This window comes from Argonema antarcticum A004/B2 (assembly GCF_023333585.1).
GTDB lineage: Bacteria > Cyanobacteriota > Cyanobacteriia > Cyanobacteriales > Aerosakkonemataceae > Argonema > Argonema antarcticum.
The window spans coordinates 1-22,044 of sequence record NZ_JAIQZN010000112.1 but is presented as its reverse complement, the minus strand read 5'-3'; the positions used below and the strand labels follow the sequence as shown (position 1 = coordinate 22,044).

Annotated in this window: 21 protein-coding genes; 12 read left to right on the top strand and 9 right to left on the bottom strand. The window is 44.2% G+C overall.

Features of this window, described 5'->3' with window-relative positions; translation table 11 throughout:
• Positions 1 to 110 precede the first annotated feature (110 nt).
• Both LAY57_RS30590 and LAY57_RS30585 read left to right on the top strand, forming a co-directional pair.
• Positions 111 to 542 carry a DUF1824 family protein gene (locus tag LAY57_RS30590; protein ID WP_249070962.1) on the top strand — a complete coding sequence of 144 codons (432 nt, stop codon included), beginning with the start codon at positions 111 to 113 and terminating at the stop codon, positions 540 to 542.
• 143 nt (positions 543 to 685) lie between these two features.
• Entirely contained in the window at positions 686 to 865 is a 180-nt protein-coding gene (locus tag LAY57_RS30585) for a DUF2949 domain-containing protein (protein WP_249070961.1), read from the top strand.
• A 215-nt stretch (positions 866 to 1,080) separates the two neighbouring features.
• On the opposite strand, the gene shc is transcribed toward LAY57_RS30585, so the two are convergent.
• Complete coding sequence (gene shc / locus LAY57_RS30580) at positions 1,081 to 2,994, bottom strand: squalene--hopene cyclase (protein WP_249070960.1); 1,914 nt, start codon at positions 2,992 to 2,994, stop codon at positions 1,081 to 1,083.
• Between the two features lie 351 nt (positions 2,995 to 3,345).
• Between shc and LAY57_RS30575 the strand changes: the two genes are divergently transcribed.
• From LAY57_RS30575 to LAY57_RS30565, 4 genes are all read left to right on the top strand, one after another.
• Positions 3,346 to 3,618 carry a GlsB/YeaQ/YmgE family stress response membrane protein gene (locus LAY57_RS30575; RefSeq protein ID WP_249070959.1) on the top strand — a complete coding sequence of 91 codons (273 nt, stop codon included), beginning with the start codon at positions 3,346 to 3,348 and terminating at the stop codon, positions 3,616 to 3,618.
• Between the two features lie 152 nt (positions 3,619 to 3,770).
• Positions 3,771 to 3,899, top strand: a complete 129-nt coding sequence (locus tag LAY57_RS35990; protein WP_275994408.1) for a hypothetical protein — start codon at positions 3,771 to 3,773, stop codon at positions 3,897 to 3,899.
• 166 nt (positions 3,900 to 4,065) lie between these two features.
• Positions 4,066 to 4,338 (top strand): GlsB/YeaQ/YmgE family stress response membrane protein, encoded by a 273-nt coding sequence (locus LAY57_RS30570; RefSeq protein ID WP_249070958.1) that lies wholly within the window; start codon positions 4,066 to 4,068, stop codon positions 4,336 to 4,338.
• 207 nt (positions 4,339 to 4,545) lie between these two features.
• On the top strand, positions 4,546 to 5,913 hold the full coding sequence (locus tag LAY57_RS30565; protein WP_249070957.1) for a glycosyltransferase: 1,368 nt from the start codon (positions 4,546 to 4,548) through the stop codon (positions 5,911 to 5,913).
• A 72-nt stretch (positions 5,914 to 5,985) separates the two neighbouring features.
• On the opposite strand, the gene LAY57_RS30560 is transcribed toward LAY57_RS30565, so the two are convergent.
• The gene (locus LAY57_RS30560; RefSeq protein WP_249070956.1) at positions 5,986 to 6,678 is read right to left on the bottom strand and encodes a phosphorylase family protein; all 693 of its coding nucleotides are present in this window, start codon (positions 6,676 to 6,678) and stop codon (positions 5,986 to 5,988) included.
• A 145-nt stretch (positions 6,679 to 6,823) separates the two neighbouring features.
• Here LAY57_RS30560 and LAY57_RS30555 point away from each other — a divergent pair, with 145 nt between their 5' ends.
• The 3 genes from LAY57_RS30555 to hpnA all read left to right on the top strand — a co-directional run bounded on the left by LAY57_RS30555 (position 6,824) and on the right by hpnA (position 11,628).
• Positions 6,824 to 6,967 (top strand): hypothetical protein, encoded by a 144-nt coding sequence (locus tag LAY57_RS30555; protein ID WP_249070955.1) that lies wholly within the window; start codon positions 6,824 to 6,826, stop codon positions 6,965 to 6,967.
• Between the two features lie 256 nt (positions 6,968 to 7,223).
• On the top strand, positions 7,224 to 9,932 hold the full coding sequence (locus tag LAY57_RS30550) for an efflux RND transporter permease subunit (protein WP_249070954.1): 2,709 nt from the start codon (positions 7,224 to 7,226) through the stop codon (positions 9,930 to 9,932).
• A gap of 712 nt (positions 9,933 to 10,644) precedes the next feature.
• The gene (hpnA, locus tag LAY57_RS30545) at positions 10,645 to 11,628 is read left to right on the top strand and encodes a hopanoid-associated sugar epimerase (protein ID WP_249070953.1); all 984 of its coding nucleotides are present in this window, start codon (positions 10,645 to 10,647) and stop codon (positions 11,626 to 11,628) included.
• A gap of 117 nt (positions 11,629 to 11,745) precedes the next feature.
• Here hpnA and LAY57_RS30540 read toward each other — a convergent pair whose 3' ends face one another.
• The 4 genes from LAY57_RS30540 to LAY57_RS30525 form a co-directional block, all read right to left on the bottom strand.
• Complete coding sequence (locus LAY57_RS30540) at positions 11,746 to 12,048, bottom strand: hypothetical protein (protein ID WP_249070952.1); 303 nt, start codon at positions 12,046 to 12,048, stop codon at positions 11,746 to 11,748.
• The gene (locus LAY57_RS30535) at positions 12,038 to 12,328 is read right to left on the bottom strand and encodes a BrnT family toxin (RefSeq protein ID WP_249070951.1); all 291 of its coding nucleotides are present in this window, start codon (positions 12,326 to 12,328) and stop codon (positions 12,038 to 12,040) included. The genes LAY57_RS30540 and LAY57_RS30535 overlap by 11 nt, the downstream gene beginning before the upstream one ends.
• 23 nt (positions 12,329 to 12,351) lie before the next feature.
• Entirely contained in the window at positions 12,352 to 13,377 is a 1,026-nt protein-coding gene (locus LAY57_RS30530; protein WP_249070950.1) for a DUF6745 domain-containing protein, read from the bottom strand.
• 73 nt (positions 13,378 to 13,450) lie between these two features.
• A complete protein-coding gene (locus tag LAY57_RS30525) occupies positions 13,451 to 14,263 on the bottom strand; it encodes a Uma2 family endonuclease (RefSeq protein ID WP_249070949.1) in 813 nt (270 codons plus the stop codon).
• 228 nt (positions 14,264 to 14,491) lie between these two features.
• Here LAY57_RS30525 and hpnH point away from each other — a divergent pair, with 228 nt between their 5' ends.
• Both hpnH and LAY57_RS30515 read left to right on the top strand, forming a co-directional pair.
• Positions 14,492 to 15,514 (top strand): adenosyl-hopene transferase HpnH, encoded by a 1,023-nt coding sequence (gene hpnH / locus LAY57_RS30520; RefSeq protein WP_249070948.1) that lies wholly within the window; start codon positions 14,492 to 14,494, stop codon positions 15,512 to 15,514.
• Positions 15,515 to 15,632: 118 nt separating this feature from the next.
• On the top strand, positions 15,633 to 16,781 hold the full coding sequence (locus tag LAY57_RS30515; RefSeq protein WP_249070947.1) for a glycosyltransferase: 1,149 nt from the start codon (positions 15,633 to 15,635) through the stop codon (positions 16,779 to 16,781).
• Between the two features lie 288 nt (positions 16,782 to 17,069).
• Here the strand turns inward: LAY57_RS30515 and LAY57_RS30510 are convergent, their stop codons facing one another.
• Positions 17,070 to 18,200 carry a fatty acid desaturase family protein gene (locus LAY57_RS30510; RefSeq protein ID WP_249070946.1) on the bottom strand — a complete coding sequence of 377 codons (1,131 nt, stop codon included), beginning with the start codon at positions 18,198 to 18,200 and terminating at the stop codon, positions 17,070 to 17,072.
• A 154-nt stretch (positions 18,201 to 18,354) separates the two neighbouring features.
• On the opposite strand from LAY57_RS30510, the gene LAY57_RS30505 reads away from it, so the two are divergent.
• A complete protein-coding gene (locus tag LAY57_RS30505) occupies positions 18,355 to 19,488 on the top strand; it encodes an SAM-dependent methyltransferase (protein ID WP_249070945.1) in 1,134 nt (377 codons plus the stop codon).
• A gap of 79 nt (positions 19,489 to 19,567) precedes the next feature.
• Here the strand turns inward: LAY57_RS30505 and LAY57_RS30500 are convergent, their stop codons facing one another.
• Both LAY57_RS30500 and LAY57_RS30495 read right to left on the bottom strand, forming a co-directional pair.
• The gene (locus LAY57_RS30500; RefSeq protein ID WP_249070944.1) at positions 19,568 to 19,918 is read right to left on the bottom strand and encodes a hypothetical protein; all 351 of its coding nucleotides are present in this window, start codon (positions 19,916 to 19,918) and stop codon (positions 19,568 to 19,570) included.
• A 116-nt stretch (positions 19,919 to 20,034) separates the two neighbouring features.
• Positions 20,035 to 21,690: a B12-binding domain-containing radical SAM protein gene (locus LAY57_RS30495; protein ID WP_249070943.1), complete on the bottom strand. Its 1,656-nt coding sequence runs from the start codon at positions 21,688 to 21,690 to the stop codon at positions 20,035 to 20,037.
• Between the last annotated feature and the right edge of the window lie 354 nt (positions 21,691 to 22,044).

Sequence of the window (22,044 nt, the reverse complement as noted above, 5' to 3'; positions counted from 1 at the left end):
AGCGCTCTTATCCCAGTTGTAATAAGAGCGCTTTAGCGCAACAACATACCCGGAAAGCAAGTAACTAGCAACTTGAGTTAACTAGCAACTTGAGTTACTTATCAAAATCCATGAATACTCAAAACCCTCAAATAACCGCCGAACAAGCACAAAAAATCCTTCAGAAATACAGCTGCATTGATGTGAAGCCTATAGAATCAGAATCGGAAAAAGCCCTAGTCCGCGAAGCGCTACTCCTGATCGCCAATTTGTCTGATTACCAGAATTTAGGTATTTGTGCTGATACAACAGAACAAGGGTTCTTAGCCCTAGAAAGCTATTTAAAGGGTTTGGGCTACAAAATCCCCCTTGACGCCACCGAAGCCGCCTCAATAGAAGGCTCAGTTTACATCAAATTCAATACCAACAAGGAATCCTATTATCTCGATTCCTACACGGGAAAGTATCGCGGCGTTCTGGTGTCTTGCCAATCTTCAGAAAATGAATCAATTAGCGGCACTTATGGTCATTTTCCGTTAGACTTATTTATGTTGGCTGAGTAAACGCTACAGTCTTGAGATTATTGTGATCGAAATCACAATATAAGCGGTAGTTAAATCACCCTAATAGGCGAATTTTTAAACGATATTTTTGTCATAGGTTGGTAGAGGGAAAATCTTAACCCTCTCAAGCAAGGGAATCTACTATGCAGACTAAATTAGTTAACTTTTTACAAGAAGAATTGGCGATCCCGGCATCCTCGATCGCTCTAGCGATACGCCAAAGCGAACAGTGCCCAGGCCATATCCCCATGATTCTGTGGCAATATGGACTCGTCACTTTGTCACAGTTAGACAGAATTTTTGACTGGTTAGAAACAGCTTAGCGGTTGCGTTACAAATATAGTTTCTATGTTTAAGCCGCTGTGAAGAATTAATAACCACTCTATTTTGGCTGTGTACTTTTTTATGACCATCTTGAAGAAACCGGGTTTCTGTTTTCCAAAGAAACCCGGTTTATCATATTTAAGAGGGTAGGTTGGGTTTCGTGCCTCAACCCAACCTACAAAGAATCGGCGAGGGTATTGTCATATTTAAGCTCTTATTTGCTGAAAATAGCTTGATAGCGCCCCAAGGCTGTCAGAGGGAAATGTTGTTGATAGAGGTGATACTTCAGATAAAAGTGACCTGGAAAGCCGGTGCCGGTGAAATATGACTCATCCCAGGTGCCATCTGACTGCTGAGTAGCCAAAAGATAGTTGATTCCCCGATCGATCGCATCTTTTTCAAACTTTCCCGTTGCTTCACCCGCCGCCATCAAGCCAATTATTGCCCAAGCAGTCTGAGATGCTGTACTGTTTCCTTGTCCTTTGAGGGCCGGATTATCGTAGCTAAAGCAAGTTTCACCCCAGCCGCCATCAGGATTTTGACAGCTAACTAACCAAGCTGCACCGCGATCGATATTATTGGCGTGAGACTGTGGGGCGACCAGAGACAGTGCAGCGAGAACTCCACTGGTGCCGTAGATGTAATTTACTCCCCAACGACCGAACCAGCAACCTTCGGGTTCTTGTTCGTTTTTGAGATAATCTAAGGCGCGAGTTAGACTGCGATCGTCAATTGATAAATTGCCACTACCCACCATTTCCAACACCCTTGCCGTCACATCGGCTGTGTTGGGGTCTATCATGGCTTTGAGGTCGGCATAGGGCAAAAGGTTCAGCCAATCTGCATTATTATTGAGATCGAAAGCCGCCCAACCACCAGCTTGACACTGCATCGTCGCAATCCAAGCAACGGTACGTGCAATAGCCGCATTTTTCAACTTTTCATTAGGTAGCTGCACTCCATTTAAAGCCATCACCACAACGGCAGAATCATCCACATCTGGATAAAAGCGATTCACAAATTCAAACGCCCAAGCACCAGGTTTTCCCTGCTTGTTTTTGACTGCCCAATCGCCATAATCTAGAATCTGTTTATCCAGCAACCATTCTCCTCCACGCACAAGGGCTGAATGATTGGGTGTCATTCCCGAATCAACTAAACTTCGCATTACCAAAGCGGTATCCCAAACGGGGGAAACGCAAGGCTGCATTCGATAAGTATCTTCGGTTTCGATCGCAAATCGATCTAGTGCCTGCAAACCTCTTTCCACAATTGGATCTGCCACGTCATAATCTAGGCAGCGCAATGCTAAAAGTGAGTTTAACATTGCGGGAATAATTCCACCCCAATCTCCTGTTTCTTCTTGCCTTTCCAAAACCCATTTTTCGGCGGCTTTCAGTCCTTCTTGGCGAAAAGGTACTAAATTCAGATTTTCGGCTAATTTGAAAGCATCATCCAAAATAACAAACAAATCTGTCCAATCGGAACTTCGGGGTAATTCAAACTTGACATTGCCAGCGCCTTCTGCATAAAGTTCGTCCAACGTGATGCCTGGATCGGTTATAAAAACAGGCTTGCGATCGAATACTATCAGCAGAGGAACAGTGCTACTCCGCGCCCAACTGGACATTTCGTAGATGGTGAAGGGGAAAGATTCTGGCAACAACATTATCCAAGGCGGTATTGAGGGAATCCCGCGCCAGCTGTAACAGCCAATTAGTGCCAGATGTAGCTTGGTAAAAATGCGCGTTTTGCTAATGCCGCCTCGTTCTAAGATAAAATCGCGTGCCTTTTTCATGGCCCGATCGCTTGACGGTACGCCCAGCAACCGCAGCGCCATATAAGCTTCCACCGATGTGCTGAGATTGCCTCCATCGCCGTAGAATAGTTCCCAGCCGCCGTGCGATCGCTGTTCTCTACGCAGATAAGTTTCTGCCTTGTGCAAAGGTCTTGTCTTGTCTGTACCCCAAACTTTGTGGAGTAGCACTACCTCTGCCATCATGGTGACGTTGGATTCTAACTCTACCCACCAGTAACCATCGGGATACTGGATGGAAAGCAGGTAGTTCTGAGAAGCGGCGATCGCCGCTTCGACGCTGGATACATTAGTTCTGTCTTGAGTTTGCATACTTTACCGTTCACTCTCAGCAACATCTGCTTAAGGCAGCATCAAGGAAAATGCTTAATTAGTTGCGATTTATAGCAGAAATTGGACTGAATTAGCAACTGGTAATTACCGAATCACCTGATATCATGTCCGGTAGCATTCTCATATCTGCGTGCATCTGCGTGCATCCCTCTTCATCTGCGGTTACAAACTAACCAACGATGAAAACAGATAATTTACGGATATCCTATACTATCGATATCACCGGACACGATATTATTTCTATTTGCTTATATCGTTCGGTAGATGAGAAATTCAATGTCAATTGCTATTATAAAAAAGTGTTTAATAAACATTCAAGGAGTCAAAAAAATGAATATTGTTGCTTGGGTAATTTTAGGTCTTCTTGCTGGCGCGATCGCTAAAGCCATCTATCCCGGCTATCAAGGTGGCGGTATTCTCGGCACAATTCTGCTGGGCGCGATCGGCGCTTTCATAGGTGGAACTCTGGTCACTTTATTGCAAACAGGAACTTTCCAGCTAGCATCAACAACTTTAAGTATTCCCGGTCTTTTTGTCGCTGTCATAGGTGCATTGATTGCAATTTGGCTGTGGAATTTGATGAATCGGAGAGCATACCGCTAATAAAGTTTGTTAATGGGGGTCTGACCCGAATGGCACGCACTCTTAAGCTGGGCGAAACCCCCTTAAATCTCGCGACCAGATTGAATCTGGGGGCGAGAAAAAACAGAAGGCAGAGAATTGGGCTGTCTGATGACTTTTGTTAATGGAGGGGTATGACCCCTCTATCGATCATCAGCAAAATGCACGAGTATGGAAGTATACAAACTATATTTCTGTACTGGCTAGCGCCACGTAACGAACTAAAAGATGCGATCGCACTTAACAGTAGGTACTTTTACTGAGCTATTGTTGGCGATCTCTTTGACAATTTTTTTTAACTCAATGTAACCATTTATTAAGTAAAAAAATATAACTAAACATAAAAACTTTAGATCTCGATAACCCGAATATTTCTATTGAGTTGCTATACTGGTATTTTGAATAAGAAAGAGTGAAGGAGCCAAAAAGATGGGTAATATTATTGCTTGGGTAATTTTAGGTCTTATTGCTGGTGCGATCGCCAAAGCGATCTATCCCGGTGCTCAAGGGGGTGGCATTCTCGCTACGATTGTGCTGGGTGTTGTAGGATCTTTCCTGGGAGGGATGTTATTTACTTTATTCCAAACGGGAAAATTCGTGCTTGTGGGTAGCAACGCTATAAACATTCCTAGTATTATTGTTGCTATCATAGGTGCGTTGGTTGCTATTTGGCTGTGGGGTTTAATCAATCGGGCTTCATAATTATAAGTACCCACAGGTTGAAAGCTGCTCCAAGGAACCCCACCCCCCAACCCCCTCCCCGTCAACGGGGAGGGGGCTAAGATAAGGGGTAGTTGTCAATGGAATTAGCTAGATATTTCAATTCAGGTTTGCACAGAAAATTATTATGGATTGATTCTTTGCTTTTATAATATTGTATCATTATCGCTGAAGTTATTAACTTTCAAAATGATTATCGGTGAAATTGGATTAGGCATAACCTTTATATCTTTAGTGATTTGGGTAGTATTGCTGTGTTTTAGGGGACAATTTTGGCAAGCAGATCAGCGGTTAGACGTTCCAGCGAAAGAACTGGAAAAATGGCCTTCTGTCTGTGCGGTAATTCCAGCCAGGAATGAAGCAGAGATGCTACCCGCGACAATGCGATCGGCCCTCCTCCAATCCTACCCCGGCTCTTTCAAGATTGTCCTGGTAGACGATAACAGCACCGATAATACAGCCAACGTCGCCCAAAATGTTGCCCAAGAATTAGACAAATCTCAGCAACTGCATATCCTCTCTGGCGAACCGCTACCACCAGGTTGGAGTGGCAAACTTTGGGCGATAGAACAAGGCATTCGCTATGCCGAAACGCTAACGCCAACACCAGATTATTTTCTGCTAACTGATGCAGATATCGAACACCACAGCACCAATCTTCGCCAGTTAGTAGCAAAGTCTCAGCAAGATGATTTAGACTTAGTTTCCTTAATGGTACTGCTCAGGTGTGAAAGTTTTTGGGAAAAAGCTTTAATCCCAGCTTTTGTCTTTTTCTTTCAAAAACTGTATCCGTTTCGGTGGGTAAATAACCCGAAGAATTCCACAGCAGCAGCAGCAGGAGGTTGTATTTTAATTCGTAGTTCAGCTTTAAATCGTGTGGGAGGTATTGAGGTAGTTCGCCAAGCATTAATTGACGATTGCGCTCTTGCACAAGCTGTCAAGAACCGCAGGGGAATCAATTCCCCTGCTAATAGCGAAAGTCCACTCAAGTGGAATAAATCTAGCTTTTCAGCCCTCTTTAGAGGAATTCAGCTATTAGCCAGGGATTTGAATCCCTGGCGGGTGAACGATCCCATAGAAAATTTCAATAACAATCAACAACCAAATATTCAAGGTAAAATTTGGTTAGGACTTACCAACTTAACTCGTAGCTTGCGACCATATCCATCTTTATCTAGTATCTGGGATATGGTAGCGCGTACTGCTTTTACACAACTGAATTATTCCCCGTTACTTTTATTGGGAACGCTGATAGGAATGACTCTGATTTATATAGTTCCGCCAGTTGGTGCAATAGTGGGTCTTTTAACGGGGAATTGGTTAGTTGCGCTGGTAAGTTTATCTACCTGGTTGCTGATGGCGATCGCATACTTACCTACACTTAAACTATATGGTTGTTCGAGCTTATGGTCTTTTTGCTTACCTGCGATCGCATTTCTCTACACCCTCATGACCCTAGATTCCGCTTGGCGTCACTGGCGAGGACAAGGCGGCGCTTGGAAAGGTCGAGTTTATTCCCTAACAGGGATTACTACAAAACCCATCAAGCCGTTTTAAGGTAATATCGTTTGGATTTACTTCGGCTACAAATTAACACCCTCAGATGTAGGGGCAATTCATGAATTGCCCCTACATCTGTAGCAAGTTAGTTGTCGTTTTTTCCAATACTTTCAATCCGCGAAGAGAACCTTTAATTAAGCGAGTTGCAGCAATCGGTTGGCGTAACATTCCGATCGCTAAAGGCAGAGATTGCAGCGAACCATCGGCACTTATTGCCGAATTGATATTGGGTAGATCGTGCTGAGAATCATCGCTAATTACTCGCAACATTGCCACTGCAAACCCAGCTTTATTTAAAACATTTAAAGCTGCAAATCCTTCCATATCAACTACTTCAGCATCGTATATTTCACCCAAGTGGCGTTTTTCTGATGCCGAATAAATTAAGCGATCGCTCGTCAAACCCCTGACCATAAAAGCTTTTTCCTTCAGATTATTGGAAATTTCGTCTGTGAAAGTGCGATCGCACATTTTTTCCGGCAATTTTTCATCCGAACCATAAACACAACTTCGATAAACCACAATATCTCCAACAGAATAGCGGGATGTCAGACTACCGCACAAACCCATCAGCAAAACTCTGGGTTGCTGATTATTAAACAAATATCCCGCTTTTTGCCACTCTTCCAGATATTTGATAATTGGCTTAACACCAACCGGAATCGGAAAAATCGGCGGGTTGCTGCCATTAACGCGGCTTAAACCTCGACTAACAGAGTTATACTCTGACCCTTGAGGAACTAAAATGGCATTAATGTTCATTAGACCTATTCAAAAAGTAAATCTCATCTGCGTTTATCTGCTTATATCACGTCCTTACGCATCGTTAGTGTAAGACTGATATGTCAAATTCTTTGTTGTCATCGGGGGTTAAATTTTTACCACAGATGAAGACGGATGAACACAGATGAACACAGATAATATCAAAGTGGCGGGCTTCTTCATCAATAACGGGATGGAAAATAGTGAAGAATTGATCGGGAAAAGGCCAGACGGACGAGCGATCGCAAATAACCCGAAAGCAAAAAAGGAGTGGAAGCACTCGGCATAGCCAAATTTAACAAAAGCTGACTCAATATTATCGGGAATCGATTTGGTCAATGCCGTAACGGTTGAGCAAAAGTTGGATCGGACGAGAGTGGCGCGATTCCTTCCTACCCTGAAGTTCGATCGCATCTCGCAAAACCGGATCGCTCACCGTCTAGGCAAAGGTACTCAGCATTTCCAGTTAACAAAGTGTCACGAAGCTAGGATGGGGAAGTAAGGAGTGGTTGTAAGGTTTTAACCTGTGGGCTAATTCTGAGAACATGATCGAGCCAAATCGCCGCAAAACAACTCTACGAGAACGCTTCAACATTTCCAGGTTAGCGATCGCGCATCCGTGGCTGACCTTGAGTTTTTGGATGGCGGTAATAGTGGCTGGGCTTCTGGCTTTCAGTTCCCTCAAGTATGCCCTGTTCCCCGATATTACCTTTCCAGTGGTAATCGTCAATGCCACAGCACCATTCACAGATACCCTGGAAACAGAGGCAAAACTTACCCAACCGATCGAGCAGTCCCTCAGCTCGATTCCAAGAGTCGGTGGTTCGCGTTCCTCCACGTATCCGAACCAAACAGTAATTAGCGTATCCTTCCCAGTTGGGTCAAACTTGGAGGAATCGAGCCGTCAAGTCGAAACAAAACTTGGACAATTGACTCTTCCCCAAGGATCGACCTACAAAGTTATTCCCTTAAACCTCAACGAGTCAGCCGCCGTCAGCTACGTTATCGAAAGTTCATCCAAAAATCTAGCCGAGTTAACCGCAATAGCGCAACAGCAGATCGTACCCTCGATCGCCAAAGTGCCGGGAGTGCTGAAAGTAACGCTCTTGGGCGCTACTGAGTCAACAGAGGGGCAGAGGGGGAGAGGGGCAGAGGGGGAGAGTGGGAGAGTGGGAGAGGGGGAGAGGGGGAGAGTGGGAGAGGGGGAGAGTGGGAGAGGGGCAGAGGGGCAAGACACCTTAGTGCGGTTCAACGGGGAGAATGTCTTAGCTTTTCAGGTAATCAAAAAAGGCGACGCCAACACCCTGGAAGTAGTCTCCAAGGTTGAGAAAAAAGTAGCTAACTTGCAGTCCGCCTTACCTGAAGTGCAATTAATTTTAGCTGCAACTCAAGCAGAGTATATTCGATCGGCTACTCAAGCAACGATCGATGCTTTGCTTGAGGCAGTTTTGCTGTCAGTTATAGTTATATTTCCGTTTTTGTGGAATTGGCGAGCCACTTTCATATCCGCATTGGCGATTCCCACATCCCTTTTGGGAACATTTATCGTCATGGCTATCTACGGCTTCAACCTGGAGACAATCACGCTGTTAGCCTTAGCTTTAGTCATCGGTAGCGTGATCGATGATGCGATCGTTGATGTGGAAAACATCATGCGCCACATTGATGAAGGAGAAAATCCTCGTCAAGCTGCTATTCACGCCACCAATGAAGTGGGACTGACAGTTGTAGCGTCAACGTTAACAGCTGTAGCGGTTTTTCTGCCCATAGCGTTGATGAGCGGGACAATCGGCCAATTTTTCAAGCCCTTCGGCATCACCGTCTCAGCAGCAATGCTCACCTCAATGCTGGTTGCTCGGACATTATCCCCTGTTTTGGCTGTATTTTGGCTAAAACCCAAACCCTCAAAATTCGCTGCCAAAGCAAATCATAGCTGGTCACACTTTGCCCAAAGTTATCGGAACTTGTTGAATTGGTCGCTCAAGCACAGGACGATCGTAATAGCGTTAGCCGTGGCTAGCTTCATGGCTGGGATAGGGTTAATTCCGCTAATTCCGAAAGGATTTATTCCCAAACTCGATCGCGGAGAGTTCAACATTACTTATAGGACTCCCATATCCGCAACTGCATATCTACCGGAATGGTTAAAATCCTCTGCCGGAGTAGAGACTGACCCTTTGAAAGAATCTCTCGATGTTGCTAAGCAACTGGAAGAGGTGGTGTTGAAATCTCCAGAAGTGCAAACAGTATTTACAGTAGTGGGTTCTCGCCAAGGTGAGGCGAATCGAGGCACTATCTATGTAGAACTGAAAAGCGATCGCAAACTTCATACCGCCGAAGTACAAGATCGAATTCGCCAGCAATTGCCCAATCTGCCAGGAGTCACCACCAGCGTAGAAGATATTCAATTCGTCGAAACCGGCGGCGGCGCTCAAAAACCCCTCCAGCTTACCCTCGTAGGCGATGACATCCAAGCCTTAAGCAATGCAGTCAAAAAGATCGAAGCTCGTATCCAGAAAATACCGGGTTTCGTCGATGTCACGATCGCAGGTGAAACAAATGAAGACGGTAACGTCTTTGAGATCGAACATCGCAATCGCAAACGGGCAGCTTATATTAGTGCTAACCTCAGCCAAGACTTAACTATAGGAAAAGCTACCGATATCATCGTCGCTGAAGCTAATCGGGTTTTACCCCCAGGTATTTCTCTGGATTTGGGAGGAGATTCAGCCCGTAGCAACGAGGTATTCACCAGCTTCGGAACCACGCTGAGTTTGTCGGCGGTGTGCATTTTGTTTGTGCTGATTTTCCTGTTCAAAAGCTGGATAGATCCCCTAGTTATTTGCTTATCTTTGCCTTTAGGATTAGTGGGAGCAATGGTAGCGCTACTCGTCACCAAAAGCGACTTTGGGATGATTTCCCTAATTGGCTTTGTGTTTTTGTTGGGTTTGGCAAATAAAAATGCTATCTTGCTTGTGGATTACATCAACCAGCTACGCAAATCCGGTTTAGACCGGACAGAGGCTATCCTTAGAGCAGGGCCAGTGCGCCTCAGACCGATCGTGATGACTACCGCTTCGACCATTTTAGGGATGATACCCCTAGCTTTGGGTTTGGGGGCGGGTTCCGAGGTGCGAAGTCCGATGGCTATAGCTATTGCTGGCGGTTTGGTAACTTCCACCCTTTTGAGCTTGATCGTCGTTCCCGTAGTCTACGATATTCTGGATGATTTGCGATCGCCCAAGCGATTTTAGATTTTGGATTTTAGATTGGGTTAACTCACCAATGACTAATTACAAATGATATCATCTTCTTACGCATCGGTCATCTAAAAAATTCATGTTCTTATTCTTATCTGTGTTAATCTGCGTTCATCTGTCTTCATCTGTGGTAAAAATTTAACTCTCGATGAAAACAGAAAATTTAACGATCTCGCTCATTTACTATGACCAACGATATCATCTCCTTACGCATCGGTCATCTAAAAAAGTCATGTTCTTATTCTTATCTGTGTTAATCTGTGTTCATCTGTCTTCATCTGTGGTAAAAATTTAACCAACGATGAAAACAGAAAATTTAACGATCTCGCTCATTTACTATGACCAACGATATCATCTTCTTATATCATGTCCGGTTGCATCGGTAGCGTAAGCGTGATGCGAGAAATTGTCTGTGGGAATCGAGAGTTAAATTTTTACCACAGATGAAGACAGATGAACACAGATGAACACAGATAAGAGAGTTATTTTTTTTAGACAACCGATGCCACCGGACATGATATTACCCATCGGGCACCTAAAAAATTCATGTTCTTATTCTTATCTGCGTTAATCTGTCTACCCTACGGGAAGGCTGCGCCAACATCTGTGGTAAAAATGTAACCAACGATGAAAACAAACAATGTGACGATATCACTCATGTACTAACGATGTAACCGGACACAATATAACCACTGACAACTGACCAATGACCAAAAAAGCTTTTGTGACAGGCGGTACAGGCTTCATCGGTGCCAACTTGGTACGCTTGCTAGTAAAGGAAGGATACGCAGTTCGGGCGCTGGTGCGTCCATCCAGCCGTCTGGATAACCTGCAAAATCTAGATGTGGAAATCGTCAAAGGCGATTTGAACGACCCGGATTTGTGGCAGCAAATGCTTGGTTGTCAGGTATTATTTCACGTTGCTGCACATTATTCGCTTTGGCAAGCCGATCGAGATTTACTTTATTGCCAAAATGTGCTAGGAACGCGGAATGTGCTAGCAGCAGCTCGTCAAGCAAAGATCGATCGCACAATTTACACCAGTTCGGTAGCAGCTATTGGGGTAAAAGAGGGCGGTGTCGCCGATGAAACCTATCAAAGTGCGATCGACAAACTCATCGGTCACTACAAAAAGTCTAAATATCTAGCCGAACAGGTAGCAATGCAAGCCGTTAAGGATGGTCAAGATGTCGTAATTGTCAATCCTTCCAGTCCGATCGGCCCTTTCGATATCAAGCCTACTCCTACAGGCGATATTATATTACGTTTCCTGCGTCGGCAAATGCCTTTTTACTTGAACACAGGTTTAAATTTTATCGATGTGCGGGATGTGGCACGCGGGCATTTGCTAGCCTTGGAGAAGGGGAAAACAGGCGATCGTTACATTCTCGGCAATCAAAACATTACCCTTAAAGAAATACTCGATCGACTTGCCGAAATTACAGGTTTGCCAGCACCTCAAAACACCGTGCCCGCCTGGTTGCCCTTAAGTGTAGCCTGGATTGACGAGAACATTCTCGCACCTTTAGGCAAAGCGCCTTCCGTTCCTTTGGATGGCGTTCGTATGGCAACACAAACCATGTATTACGATCCATCAAAAGCCGTCAGAGAATTGGGTTTACCTCAAACTGCGATCGAGACAGCTTTAAAAGATGCCGTAGCCTGGTTTAGGAATAATTTTGAATTGTAATGTAGGTTGGGTTAAGCAATAGCGAAAACCAACTTCTGTAAGAGGATTTAATCTATAAAAACGAATCTCGACGAACAAGAATTATTATCTATGGTTGCCGGAAACAGTTGAACTCGTTCAACGAATAGTTCGACCAGTTTCGGATCTAATCTCTTGAATAATAGCCGAGATTTCTTCCTCCGAATCGATGTGCCGCGATAAAACCTGAACTGTTGTTTCTAGCAAGCGATCGCTAAACATTTTGGCTAAGTCTTGCCTCAGACTCTGCCCGATATAAAACTTCAGCAAAGCTGTCAAAGACATATCTCGACTCGCTGCTACTTTTTTGAGCGATTCTAATGTATTTAATGGAATCGGGATTGAGACTGTTTCTGTTGGTCTTGGTCGCAGCTTTAATTCAACTTCTTCACTATTTTTCATATAATCTCCTTTCAGTAGGGGTAACAGGACGAGCAGAAATTATGCGAATTCGCACACCTCGTTCTATATAAACTACCAGCAATAGGCGCTGGGACAAGGAATACCCAATAATAAAATCACGTTGCTCATAATTAGCCGTTGCATCACTTTCCTGGTAAAAGGGGTCTGAGAAAACTTCAGCCGCCTCTTGAAAAGTAATACCGTGTTTTTCCAAGTTGCTCCGTGCTTTATTTGTGTCCCATTCAAAATCCAGATCTAGCAGTTGATAAAAAAAGTTCATTTATTCATTATACCACACAGACACTATGTTTGCACGCTAAATTCCCCTGGATCGATTCCCCAATTTACCCAAGCGATTGCCTCTCTTGCAGATGTTAAATTGGGTGGTACACGCAAAGCATGAATAAATCCCGTGCTGGGACAGGTCATCTTTAATAAATGAATAGGTTCTACATCCACATCATTACCAATTTTCAATAAAGTGTATTCCTGCCAAGAATCCAATTCCTCAACTTGCAATTCTTGACAGATGCGTGCGTAGCCAATCCCCAGAATTAGCACTCGCCGCAGTTCCGCGTTATCTTCTTCTAAAAGCCATTTCGGTTGCCATTGGTGCGGATGAAATTTACCGTATTTTTCAGGCAATCTCACGCCGTGAAAGGCGTAGACGCTGAAGCCGTCAGCAAACTGGATAGCGGGAGATCCTTCGGCGTGTAACCGTTGTCGATCGTCAAAATTCAGATAACGGGGCCGATCGCACACATAACAAATCTTTTCGTATGGTAAAATCCAACCACAATCGCCAACTAGCGACTGAAAAATTTGCCACTCTCTTGGCAAGTAAGCACAATTTAAAACAGCAATACAAAAATCATACAAACTGCCAGCACAAGCCCATACTTCCGGGCAAATGCTAACAAGATTAAACTGATGATTCGCAAGTTGATTCTCCAGTTGTCTCCACAGTTGGTTCCACAATTGCCTTTCCAGTTCGCTCGACAGATAGCTTGTCAGTTCGCTCCACAATTCACTTTCAACTCGACTCACCATTTGGCTCCACAGTAGGCTTTCCAGTTGGCTTGTCAGTCGGCTCGCCAGTTGGTTTCCTGCTTGATTTCCAAAAATTTTCCCAGCTGCAAAAGGGCTATCGCAGAAAATAATTTCAGGCTCTTGATAGCCAATTAGCTGATAAACTACTTTGATCGCATCAGCTGCTTTTTGAGGAGCGATCGGCTCTGTAGAAAGCGCTATGTTTCGCCACTTTTCCCGATAAACTGGAATTAGCGCTTCTTGCTCAGAAGTAAGTTTTTCAATCTTCGTTTGCGACATATTCTCGCTCAAAGTTAATGGAAATAGCGATGAACCATGAACTATAAACAAGCATACCGATGCAACCGAATTATCACACTTCTGGTTCAATTCCAGCAGAGCGCAGCTGCGATCGCAACTGCTCAAGCTGTAATTCTGCTCGTTGGGCTCTTTGCCGTTCTAACTCCGCTCTTTGGCTTTCTAACTCCGCTCTTTGGCTTTCTAACTCCGCTCTTTCATCTCCAGTTAGCAACAAATTCCCTTCACTATCCCACCAACGGAGCCAGGGTAATTCCATATTTTGATAGCGTCCTTGCCAAATTCCCAACTCCACCCCTAAAGGCGTAATCGGATAGTGACCCCGATCGTTTTCTACCACTAACTGATATTCACCCTCCATTAAATGATAGACTTCCACCCGTGCGCGGCTGACTTCATAAATTCCGTAAAATGCCGGACGAATGACATTTTCATAAATCCAAAATTTACCAGGTTTAACATCCTCTTGACCGGATCGCGATAAGGGCGTTCTGTCTCGTTCCTCTGACCCATCTCCCGATACAAATTCTAATACAATTAACGGCGATATCAGTTCTTGCCACAACACATAAGAACGGCGCACTATTCCGTTGAGAGTTGCTGGCACATTAGGGACAAAAAACCAGTCTGGCGATTCGGCTCCTCGTTCTGGGGGATCGGTTAAACGCCAATAAATTCCGCAATCCTGACCGATACAATAATTACCGTCGGGATGCCTTTGCTGGAGAGAGGGGGTAATTGAATCTGTTAACAGGATGCTTTGAGGATGTTCTTGAAAATTTTTCACAAATGTTCCGTCTGACTCCGGTAACTGAGTGTGGTCGGGTAAAGCTGTAAGAATAGTTGGGGGATTTGTTGTGGAAGTCATGGCACTCAATATAGCGACGCAATTGGGATTAAAGCAGGTTTTTTAGGCGGTTTAAATCTATAAAATTTATTTCATGTTCATCTATTATATATTCTTTCGGCATAAGCGATCGCACCGTCAGCATCTTGGTAAAACTGTCACTCGCCCTCACCCGATCGTCATATCAGTTACGCTAAACTACGCAAAACACCGATCGCGGTATTGGTTTGGTGAGAGGAGCGGAAATTAATGGCAATTAACTTACTACAAGCGCTGGAAGTAGGGAAATATATCGTCGGGCAGCGTCTTGCGGGCCGCAAACAATATCCCTTAGTCTTGATGTTGGAACCCTTGTTCCGGTGCAACCTTGCCTGTTCCGGTTGCGGAAAAATCCAGCACCCAGTAGAAATTCTCAAGCAAAACCTCACCCCCGAACAGTGCTTTGCCGCCGTGGAAGAGTGTGGGGCACCGATCGTCTCCATTCCTGGAGGAGAACCGCTGCTTCATCCACAAATTGATGAAATTGTCAAGGGGTTGGTAGAGCGGAAAAAGTTTGTTTACCTCTGCACCAATGGCTTATTGCTGGAAAAGAGTCTGGATAAATTTCAGCCTTCGCCCTACCTCACCTTCAGCGTCCACCTAGATGGGTTGCAGGAACTGCACGACAAATGCGTCGATCGCAAAGGCGTCTTCGATACAGCCGTCAAAGCGATTCGCGCCGCCAAAGCTAGAGAATTTCGAGTAACGACCAACACCACCGTCTTCGAGGGAACAGACCCCAAAGAAATGCAAGATTTCTTTGACTTCATCGCCACGCTGAATATCGATGGTATGATGATTTCCCCAGGCTACAGTTATGAGTGGGCACCCGATCGCGATCATTTTCTGCAACGGGAACAGACGAAAGCCCTCTTCCGAGAAATCTTAGCGCCATACAAAGCACGCCAGAAAAACTGGAACTTCAACCACAACCCACTTTTTCTAGATTTTCTCACCGGCGAGAAAGATTACGAATGCACGCCTTGGGGTAGTCCCAGCTACAGCGTTCTCGGTTGGCAAAAACCCTGCTATCTTCTCAACGAAGGTCATTACGCCAGCTTCAAGGAATTGCTGGAAAATACAGACTGGAGTGAGTACGGTCGAGGTAGCGGCAATCCCAAATGTGCAGATTGCATGGTACATTGCGGCTACGAACCCACCGCAGCAACGGATGCGATGCAGCCGAGTAATGTAGTTCGTGCGATCGGCAGCGTATTCGGAATGGTCAGTTAGTCATTAGTCATTATAAATGTAGGTTGGGTTGAGCCATCGCGAAACCCAACAAACAGCAGAAAATTAATGTTGGGTTTGGTTACCTCAACCCAATTACCAATTACCAATTACCAATTTGATGATGTTCATTTTAGAAGGATTTCTACTGCTTCTGATTGGGATATCGGTAGTTTTTTACGCTTGGTGCTACTTCTGCACCATTCGCTTTTTCTCTACCACCAAACAGGAAATTTACGCTGGCGATTGCCCAGTATCAATATTAATTCCAGTTTGTGGAGTGGATGAGGGCGCAATGGAAAACTGGACTTCTTTGTGCAACCAAGATTACGAAAATTACGAGGTGCTATTCGGGGTGATGAACCCTGAAGATCCAGCAGTTCCCCTATTGCAAGAAGTAGTTGCCAAATTTCCCGATCGCGCTAAACTGTTTTGCGGCTTAGAGGCGCTTGGCATTAGCCATAAAATTAGCAATTTGATCCACTTGCTGGACGCTGCACAACACGAAATTGTAATTTTGGTCGATAGTGATATTCGCGTTAATCCAGACTACCTCCGCACGGTGACAGCACCGCTTGCCGATCCGGCGATCGGGGTGATAACTTGTGGATTTTGCGATCGCGATCCAAAATCCCTCGGTGCAGCTTTAGCATCCCTCGGACGGTGTACCGAATTCATCCCCAGCGTCCTAGTAGCGCGAAGTATAGATGGCGGTTTAAAATTTTCCCTTGGCCCCACCATCGCCACCCGCAAATCCGTACTCGATAAATTTGGCGGACTGCAAAAAGTAGTTAATCGCATCGGTTCAGATTACCACATCGGTAACATGGCGACCGAAGTAGGCTATCGAGTTGAACTTTCCAAATATATCCTCGATAATGATTGCGGACGCGAAACCGTAAAGGAAGTTTTCCTCCGAGAATTGCGCTGGGCAAGAACAATTCGCCTCAACCGTGGACTTCAATATTACGGCTTAGGATTATCTTACGGCACAGTGTATTGCATCCCTTTACTTTTGCTATCCGGCTTTCAAAGTTGGGCAGTAATTGTATCTCTTGCCACAATAACTTTGAGACTTATTCAGGCACAGGCAGCTATCTACAGTATGAACCGTCCTAAACTTTTTTGGTGGCTTTGGGCCCTGCCCATTCGCGATTTGATGAACTTTGCGATTTGGGTAGGAGGCGCTTTCGGTCAAAGCGTATATTGGCGAGGACGGCGACTGCGAGTTCAATCAGGTGGGATACTCACAGAATTAAATGTCTCTTGAGTTAATCCCTCGCCTTTTATTCAAGAAAAGAAACCCGGTTTCGCAGGAGTTATATCATGTCCGGTGGCATCGATTGTCTAAAAAAAATAACTCTCTTATCTGTGTTCATCTGTGTTCATCTGTCTTCATCTGTGGTAAAAATTTAACCCTGGATTCAAACAGACAATTTCTCGCATCACGCTTACGCTACCGATGCAACCGGACATGATATTACCGGGTTTCTAGTTTTTGTTCAAGTTTCTGTGCTAAACTCCATGCAGCTTAAAACCGCTATATAGCCCCTAACTTTTACTCTGAGATCGATCGGCCCAGAGGAAAGGTAATATCCTTTTCTCCATCCCAATCTGTAAACGTATTTTCATCTTTGTAATGCCGAGGAGTTTGCAGCATTAAGCGCCAAGCCTCCCCCGCATCCAATAAGTTAAAGCGGTCAGAATAGTGAATTTTTAGTAATTCTTGAACCAGCGGATAATAGTCAGAGTTTATTCCTGGAAAAATATGATGCTCCGTATGGTAAGAGAAATTTAAATGCAGCAAATCGAAGATTTTAGGAACCCTGATAGAAAGGCTATTAATCAGCGGATCGTTAACGCTGGTCATTCGAGAGAGCATATGATTTGTATAAACATAAAATATTATGCCTGCATAGCCAATCCCAATCGGCAGAAAGTAGCTCAGCACAAGTTTTATGGGGTTAAATTCCAGGTAAGCTAAAATGCTCAAATGAAGCATTAAGATTATTAAAAATTCACCGGCGATCGCTCGACGTTCCTTACTATTAACGGTAAATGCAGCCTGAACATAATCAACTGATTCGTTATTAAACAACAGCACAGAAGTTAAATTGCGGAAAGTATGTACTCCCCATGCGGAAGTCATTCCCACTGTCAACCAGAAAGGATTGACTTCCGACGAAGGCACAAACAAATTCTGAATCCATTTGCCCCAAGTCTTAGGTTGTTGGTATAAATAATTGCGATCGGGATCTTTTAAGGAATTCGTTTTATTGTGGTGTTCGCGGTTATGAACTGCTTTCCACAATGTCGGTGGCATCCACAACAATGTTAGTCCTAACAAGCTAATAATACGCATCGCACGGACGTTTCTAATCGCACTTCCGTGCATCAGGTCATGTGAGCTAAATAGCAAAACAATGACGCTATTGCCCATGATGATTGCGAAAGGTAAATACAGCCACAAAAGATATACAGGCCAGCGATCTAACCCAGAGGCTATAGTCCAACCCAGTATCAAGATTATCAGATTAATCAACAGGATAACTAACTTACTACTATCAGGCGCAAACGCTTCAGCCGGAAGTAAAGGCCGCAATGTCTTTGCGTATACATTTTGCGGAATCATTGCTTCCTCATGCACACGATTTATTAAGTTTTGTAAACTCATCTCAGAATTGATCATGACTACCTTGCTATTTTCTCTTTCTTTTGATAGATGCAATTTCCATTATTTTCATGCTAGAAAATTGTAGTCATTGCATTTATAAAATGGCTGAAATTTTCTGTGACAGCATTGTACCACAATCTTCAATAACCATTAGACAAAGGATGTGACTATGACTTCTAGCACCATTTTGCAAGATATCGAAAAGTATATCCCAGTAGTAGGAAATGTAAATATCAAAAGTCCTCTAGCCTACAAAGTAACTCGTGGAGTAGTTCCTGTAGTCAACGCGGTGCAAATGGGAGTTGCAGAGGCTTATATTAACGGATTGGAAGTTCCCGATGCTGTCTTAGAAGGTATGTTCAATACCTTTATGCCCATCTTCTTTCGCTATTTTCCCTCTCTGCTTGCACCTTATGAATGGGTATTAACAGAAACCGATCGCATTGCCGAAGGTTCGCGGGATTTGATGAAGATTCAGTATGACTTGCCTCAAGATATGCTCAATCAGATGTTAGGCGATGGGAAAGTCATTTATCCTAAGTATAGCATGGGATTGTGGGAAAAAGGAGCAACTAACTTAGAGCAATCGCAGATGCAGATGATTGATGATGTGATTGAAAAGCTAGATATTAAAGACGGCGACCACATCTTAGACTTTGGTTGCGGTTGGGGTTGCGTACCAAATTACATTCTTTCCAAATTCCCCAATGTCCGGTTTACAGGAATTAATTTGAGCAAGTACCAGTGCGAATATATGCGCCAGAAGATGCAAGATCCTGAAAGCTATCTGAGTTCAGGTCGCTTCAGCCTGTTTGAAGGAGACTTAAATGATGCAAAGTTTGATACTAAATTTGACAAAATTCTTTCGATAGGCGTTTTCTGTCATGTTGGTAATTTAACAAATGCCTTTCAAAAGTTAGCTTCTTTTCTCAAGGATAACGGTAAGGTCTTTATTCACATCATCACGGTACGTACTCCCAATAACATATCCAGCGCTTACACGCACAAATATATTTTTCCTTACGGTCGTTACTGGAATTTTGATGCGGTTCCCAGCCATAACAAGGATCTGAAGACTGTAAACCGATGGTATCTCAATGGCACGAATTACTCTCAGACATTTGCCAATTGGCTAAAGAACTTTGATGACAACCAAGAAACAGTAAAAACGTTAGATTATGGCATGGATTATGCCAAGTTTCGCCGGATTTGGCGATTTTATTTGATTTGGTTTGTGCGTAATTTTGCCAGTTGCAATGGTGAAATTAATGGTAACGGTCAATTTTTGATGGTTCATTCTTGATGAGAGGATTTTAGATTGAGCCCACGGATTCATCTGTGGGCTCGATCCTCTAACGTTGGAGTTTTCGTGAAGACCCAGTTCACTGCCGCTCATTCTGCTGCCCAAACAGGTAATCAAGGATGCGCCTGTTCTCAGTCTGAATTCCTCTCACTTCAGACTGAAGTTCCCCGATCGCTGCTCGATCGGCCTCTGCGTTCTCTGCAAACCGCACCATCAACGCTGCCAGTTGGTCAATTGAAGACTGGGTAATGCGCTGACTCTCAGCCAGTTGGCCAAACCTGACGGCCAACCCATCGAGGTGTCCCGCGATTAGGTTAATCGCTTGAGTGTTTCGATCTGCGATCGCTGCTGACGACGACAACAGTTCTTTAACTGCCTGCATATCTTCCTCCAAGCGGTCTATTCGGTTTGAGTCTGGGGTTTGAGTCATTGGCGATTGACTGGGGGTTAACTGTTACTCGATTCATTAGAGGTTTTCTTCCTCCGCCGCTTTTTCCAATCCTCAATCAAGATTGCTACCATTTGAGAAAGTGAGGAGTTGAGAATCTATCTAGAAGGAGCTTTGAGCAGAGATAGCTGGGGCTGCCGCACTTTCTGAGAGTAGAAAGAAGCCGATTCTTCACCTTTGGCACACTGCCTAGTAAACTCAATTAAGTGATGAGCTACTAACCCAATATGAATTAACGTTTCTATTTTACCAGCTTTCAATATTGGTGAAGCCATATTCCAGAAAGTTTTGCGGTAACTACCAAACACACCTACCCTCAGCAGGATTTTACTCAACATAGTCAAACCCTTGCGAATATTCTCCTTAGAAGCACGCTGCGGACTGTTGGGAACCTGAATGCGGTTCGGGAAAGTATGTTCGGTGTTGTAAGCGAACCGTTGATATAAAAATTCTGGTTCGTAGGCAGTTGTAATGCAGCGACGCCACATTTCTACTACCTGTTCGTAAGGCATTAAAAACTCAACATTTGATTCGCGATTCTCATCAAAAACTAATCTGCCTTCTTTTTCTAACCTATCCCACAATGCTGTTTTTGGTAAGGCGTACAGTAGATTAATCGTCAGCATGGGAATGTTAGATAAACGAATAAATTCGATTATTTTGTCTGCTGTATCTGGCGTATCTGTATCTAATCCGATGATAATTCCCGATACCACTTCCATGCCGTAGCTGTTCAAAGTTTTAATCGCTGACAAAATCGGCATACTGAGGTTGTGATCTTTGGAAATAGCATGGAGTGCTTGGGGTTCAGGGGTTTCTATGCCGCAAAAAACTGTCCCGAAATATGCTTCGCGCATCATCTCTAAAAGCTTGGGACTTTGCGCTATATTTAGGGTAGCTTCGCAGGCAAATTGAACGGGATAGCCATTGCGTTTTTGCCATTCGATCAAGTGAGGTAACAGCTGCATGGCGGCGCGGCGATCGCCTACAAAATTGTCGTCTACAAAATACACTGCGCCGGGATTACCCGATTTGAGCATTTCATCCAGTTCGGCTAACACCTGTTCTGGAGTTTTCATGCGCGGATTGCGACCGTAAAGTGTGGGAATATCGCAAAATTCGCAGCTATAAGGACAACCGCTGGAAAATTGCACGCTGCCAATAAAATATTTATTGATGTTGAGTAAATGATAAGCTGGAATAGGAAATTCGGAGAGGGGTAAACGTTCTTTGGTTTCAAAGCGAATTTGCTTTTCGGGGCGTTCTTTGTGTTCGTCAAGATATTCGATCGTGCGATCGGTTGCATCTCCCAACTCACCCAGGTGCAAGATATCAAAATCTGGGTAATATTCAGGACAACCGGACACAGACGGGCCACCGATAACTGTGATTTTGCCTTCTCTGTGGGCGATTTCGTTAATTTTATTCAACTGTGGGCGCTGAATGTGCATTCCGCTGGCAATTACCACATCTGCCCACTTGTAATCCGACTTTTTTGCCCGATGCACATTTTCATCAACAAAGCGGATTTCCCATTCTTTTGGTAAATAAGCAGCTACAACCAGAATACCTTGGGGAGGCATAAAAGCTTTGACACCCCTCATCAGAGGGTAAGCGTGCTGAAAAGTGCCAAACGAGGGGCTGTACTTGGGAAAAACGCAGAGGATGCGACGATGATTGCGAGGTACGTAGTGCTTTCTGCCGGTGGTTATTTCGGGAACAGGTTGGTCTACAGATTTGAGTTTAGCAGTCATTCAGAACTTCTCCTCACAAATTTAAATTTGATGCTAGTTATAGCTAGGGGCTAGAAAAGTCACTCATTCAAAAGTCAAAAGTCAAAAAGGGGCTAGAAAAGTCAAAAGTAAAGAAGAGATTGGGGCTAGGGGTTAGGGGCTAGGTGAAGAAGGGTTTAAAATCAAGGGTTTGGTGGAATTGAGAATGTCCTAACCGCCAAGGCTGTTGCTAGTTATATAGCAATTTTGCTTGAGTTGTGCAATTTTTTAACGAACCGCACAGAGAAGAGAGAAGATTTCATATCATGTCCGGTTGCATCGGTAGCGTAAGCGTGATGCGAGAAATTGTCTGTTGTCATCGAGGGTTAAATTTTT

What these genes read in the sequence shown, in the direction of transcription:
- LAY57_RS30585 (WP_249070961.1), top strand. Translation starts at nt 686, where the DNA reads ATGCAGACTAAATTAGTTAACTTTTTACAAGAAGAATTGGCGATCCCG.
- LAY57_RS35990 (WP_275994408.1), top strand. Translation starts at nt 3,771, where the DNA reads ATGACCCCTCTATCGATCATCAGCAAAATGCACGAGTATGGAAGTATA.
- hpnH (WP_249070948.1), top strand. Translation starts at nt 14,492, where the DNA reads ATGGCAATTAACTTACTACAAGCGCTGGAAGTAGGGAAATATATCGTC.
- LAY57_RS30505 (WP_249070945.1), top strand. Translation starts at nt 18,355, where the DNA reads ATGACTTCTAGCACCATTTTGCAAGATATCGAAAAGTATATCCCAGTA.
- LAY57_RS30540 (WP_249070952.1), bottom strand. Translation starts at nt 12,048, where the DNA reads ATGAAAAATAGTGAAGAAGTTGAATTAAAGCTGCGACCAAGACCAACA.
- LAY57_RS30515 (WP_249070947.1), top strand. Translation starts at nt 15,633, where the DNA reads ATGATGTTCATTTTAGAAGGATTTCTACTGCTTCTGATTGGGATATCG.
- LAY57_RS30560 (WP_249070956.1), bottom strand. Translation starts at nt 6,678, where the DNA reads ATGAACATTAATGCCATTTTAGTTCCTCAAGGGTCAGAGTATAACTCT.
- LAY57_RS30550 (WP_249070954.1), top strand. Translation starts at nt 7,224, where the DNA reads ATGATCGAGCCAAATCGCCGCAAAACAACTCTACGAGAACGCTTCAAC.
- LAY57_RS30555 (WP_249070955.1), top strand. Translation starts at nt 6,824, where the DNA reads ATGAACACAGATAATATCAAAGTGGCGGGCTTCTTCATCAATAACGGG.
- LAY57_RS30565 (WP_249070957.1), top strand. Translation starts at nt 4,546, where the DNA reads ATGATTATCGGTGAAATTGGATTAGGCATAACCTTTATATCTTTAGTG.
- LAY57_RS30535 (WP_249070951.1), bottom strand. Translation starts at nt 12,328, where the DNA reads ATGAACTTTTTTTATCAACTGCTAGATCTGGATTTTGAATGGGACACA.
- LAY57_RS30590 (WP_249070962.1), top strand. Translation starts at nt 111, where the DNA reads ATGAATACTCAAAACCCTCAAATAACCGCCGAACAAGCACAAAAAATC.
- LAY57_RS30530 (WP_249070950.1), bottom strand. Translation starts at nt 13,377, where the DNA reads ATGTCGCAAACGAAGATTGAAAAACTTACTTCTGAGCAAGAAGCGCTA.
- LAY57_RS30510 (WP_249070946.1), bottom strand. Translation starts at nt 18,200, where the DNA reads ATGATCAATTCTGAGATGAGTTTACAAAACTTAATAAATCGTGTGCAT.
- hpnA (WP_249070953.1), top strand. Translation starts at nt 10,645, where the DNA reads ATGACCAAAAAAGCTTTTGTGACAGGCGGTACAGGCTTCATCGGTGCC.
- shc (WP_249070960.1), bottom strand. Translation starts at nt 2,994, where the DNA reads ATGCAAACTCAAGACAGAACTAATGTATCCAGCGTCGAAGCGGCGATC.
- LAY57_RS30570 (WP_249070958.1), top strand. Translation starts at nt 4,066, where the DNA reads ATGGGTAATATTATTGCTTGGGTAATTTTAGGTCTTATTGCTGGTGCG.
- LAY57_RS30495 (WP_249070943.1), bottom strand. Translation starts at nt 21,690, where the DNA reads ATGACTGCTAAACTCAAATCTGTAGACCAACCTGTTCCCGAAATAACC.
- LAY57_RS30500 (WP_249070944.1), bottom strand. Translation starts at nt 19,918, where the DNA reads ATGACTCAAACCCCAGACTCAAACCGAATAGACCGCTTGGAGGAAGAT.
- LAY57_RS30525 (WP_249070949.1), bottom strand. Translation starts at nt 14,263, where the DNA reads ATGACTTCCACAACAAATCCCCCAACTATTCTTACAGCTTTACCCGAC.
- LAY57_RS30575 (WP_249070959.1), top strand. Translation starts at nt 3,346, where the DNA reads ATGAATATTGTTGCTTGGGTAATTTTAGGTCTTCTTGCTGGCGCGATC.